1 protein-coding gene and 1 pseudogene are annotated in these 3,166 nt (G+C 60.2%); one reads left to right on the forward strand and one right to left on the reverse strand.

Annotated elements, in window-relative coordinates; genetic code table 11:
• Window positions 1-329, reverse strand: a 329-nt coding sequence (locus YY7_RS56275; protein WP_035693382.1) for an alpha/beta fold hydrolase, incomplete at its 3' end; no start/stop codon positions are given.
• Window positions 330-606: 277 nt separating this feature from the next.
• On the opposite strand from YY7_RS56275, the pseudogene YY7_RS56280 reads away from it, so the two are divergent.
• Window positions 607-1,637 (forward strand): annotated as a pseudogene (locus YY7_RS56280) (IS110 family transposase).
• Window positions 1,638-3,166 lie beyond the last annotated feature (1,529 nt).

The following is a 3,166-nucleotide window of genomic DNA, read 5'->3' on the forward strand; positions in this document are numbered from 1 at the left end:
CCTTCGGAGAAACCGACCAGCGCCGCGTGCTTGGAGCCGATGGTATCCATGACGGCACGGACATCGTCCATGCGCACCTCGAGCGACGGCGCACCGGACATCCGGTCCGACATCCCTTGTCCGCGCTTGTCGAAGGTCACGACCCGGGCGAAGCCCGCGAGCCGCCGCAGAAAAGCGGTGTATCCTGGGAGTTCGTGCTGGAATTCGATATGTGAGATGAAGCCAGGAACCAAAATCAGGTCGATCGGCCCGTCGCCCATCACCTGATAGGCGATGCTAACGTCGCCGTTCTGGGCATATCTCGTCTCGGGCAGTTTGAAGTCAGTCATCGAGCGAAACCTTGGGGCCTACTCCATTGTTGCCGCCTGAATAGCCGAGATCAACCCCGTAGCATCTGCCACTCCGGTTTTACGTCTAAAGACCTCAGCCGTAGTCCCGCACATTTCCGCCTTGGGTCACGTGCGGTAATACTCTGATTGATCACAAATTTTCCGCTTGGCCCTCAGAAGCTGACATCGTCGCTTTTTTTATGATGGGGTGGACGCCCCGCCGACGGCATCGATGTGCCAAAGTGGAGGTGTTTAGCACCACTTAAGGGAGACGTCCGTGTCGGAGGTTAGCATAATCGGTCTGGATATCGCCAAGCATGTTTTCCACGCTCATGGAGCGGACGTGAAAGGGCGAGCTATGTTCAGCAAGCGGATCAGCCGAGGAAAGCTGCTGGATTTCTTCGCAACCCAACCGAGTTGCACGGTAGCTCTGGAGGCATGTGGCGGAGCCCATCACTGGGCCCGTCAGCTCGCCCGGCTTGGCCATGAAGTTCGGCTGATCCCTCCCGCGTACGTAAAGCCGTTTGTGAAGCGGCAAAAGAACGACGCGATCGATGCCGAGGCGATCTGCGAAGCAGCGCAGCGGCCGAGCATGCGGTTCGTGGCCGTGAAGAGCGAGCAGCAACAGGCGGCGGGTCTGGTGTTTCGGACCCGTGATCTGTTAGTGCGGCAGCGAACGCAGCTCATCAACGCGATCCGGGGACACCTTACCGAATATAGTTTGGGTCGCGCCCAAGGGCCCGTCGCACGTGGCGATGCTTGCCGACCTGATCGAGGAAGAAGCGATGGCCAGCTCGCTTCCCAAAGCGACCCACGCCATGTTCCGATTGATGTTGGACCTACTGGCCGACCTCAATGGCAAGATCGCGGATCTCGACCAGGAGATCGCGCGACGCGCTCGCGAGGACAAGGTCTCGCGCCGGCTGATGACCTGGCATCGGCCCGATCTCCGCCACCGCGATCGCCGCCCTAGCACCGCCGGCCGAGACCTTTGCCAAAGGCCGTGACTTCGCGGCCTGGCTCGGTCTCACGCCTCTTCAAAGATCGACAGGCGGCAAGCAAAAGCTCGGCGCGACGTCCAAGATGGGGGGGCGAACGCTCAGGCGCCTCCTCATCATCGGCAGCAGCGCTGTTGTGCAGCAGGCGAGCAAACGCGGGGCGCCAAAGGGTTCGTGGCTCGAACAGATGCTGGCTCGCAAGCCGCGCATGCTGGTAACGGTCGCGCTCGCCAACAAGATGGCGCGGATCATCTGGGCGCTACTTGTCAAGCAGGAGAATTACAGGGCTCCGGTCGCAGCCAAGGCGTGATCCTGGCGGACCTGAGGTCGTCAGAGATGTAGTCGGTCGAAGGAGGGTATGGCGCAACAGTCGGCGAGACGGGGCCGGAAGAACCAGGTGTACTCATCGTGCCCAGAGCACGCGTTTATGATTTGGTTCCGGTCCGCGAAGTCCCATACAGGCCCGCAGCTCCATCGCTGCACCATCAGAGGCCGGATAGATGGCAGCATCCGACTACGTGCCGCACTTCTTCAAAAACCGCTTGCATCTCGCGGGGCGTCCACAGATGAGTATACGCCCTAAAATCTTCGTCGCCGAGCCATTTCAGTAAGCTTACTTCCTGCGGTGTCAGCTCGCTGGTCATTCCATGCCACTGTTTGCTCACCGCGTCGCGCGGCCGGCTGGCGACGGGTTAGGACGTTTGGCTGGCGGAGTGCCAGGTTTCGGGTTCGAGCACTTGGCGGAGCGCCTGCTGAGCACCATGCAGCGCGGCGCGATCTTCGTCGGCATTATTGTCATCGCTGAGCAATAGCTCGATCTCGGCAACCTCGGCCTTACGAAAAACCCCTGCACGACGCGTGCGGCGCGCCGGTTTAATAATCCATGTTACGTCGTATGCGACAGAACACCACGGACCACCCAAATCCTTCGATTAGGAACGAAGCCTGATATCCTCTGTTGCCTCTACACCACCGCACCGTCCTTGGTATCTATCGGTGGTGAGAACGCAAAGACGCGCTCCCGCCTCACTCACACTGGGAGCAGCGCCATGTTTCACAGGCGTCGTTTCATAACCTTTGAGATACTCGAACAGCGACTAGCCGAAGAAGCTGCACGCCTGCGCAGACAGGTCCAAGACACTCGCTCAGAAATCGAACGCGAACAACTCATCCGCAGCGCGCGCCAAGCCGAAATTGGATCGCATATCCGGGAATGGCTAACATCCCCCGGCCTCCAGCCGCCTCGATAGATTTTTTTAGGCGGAGCGGCGAAAGCAGGCACCTGCTGCCGCCGCGCTCGGGGCGTCCTCTGACCAGGGACGGTCAGGGTGATTTTCGCACACCCAGCCGAGCCCATGGCACACCGGGCAATTCGGTCTCGTCACACGTCATCGCCACAAAAAAGCAGCCCAGCCGTCGTCATGGACCGGAGCTGCCGAGTTTGTCACCGCACGCACGTTGTGAGCCAACGTTGCGTGCGACAATAGAACCTCGCCAGAACAGGCCCGTTCCTAAAGGGCAGATCGCCGCCAGCCAAGTCAGTCGATTGAGAGAACCGCAACCGCAGTTATGATCGTCGACACGATGCTCGCCATAATAACGAGGGCAGCAAACAGACGGTCGTGCATGACGCAGCCTCCGCGAAATTAGCCGCCCCGGCGCGACCATGAGGGATCGGCACCGGGGCGCGCGCCCTCTCACCCACCGGGGCTTGGGTGTGGCTGGGGTTCGATCAGCGAGAGGTCGCAGGGAGAGAAAAGCACAACTTCAGCGCGGAGGTCAGTGCACTTTGTGCCGCAACCAACTCAAATTTCTGCGCCCTTCGGTTACATAGTGCAC

Origin of the sequence: Bradyrhizobium elkanii WSM2783 (assembly GCF_000472865.1) — a bacterium.
GTDB classification, from domain to species: domain Bacteria; phylum Pseudomonadota; class Alphaproteobacteria; order Rhizobiales; family Xanthobacteraceae; genus Bradyrhizobium; species Bradyrhizobium elkanii_A.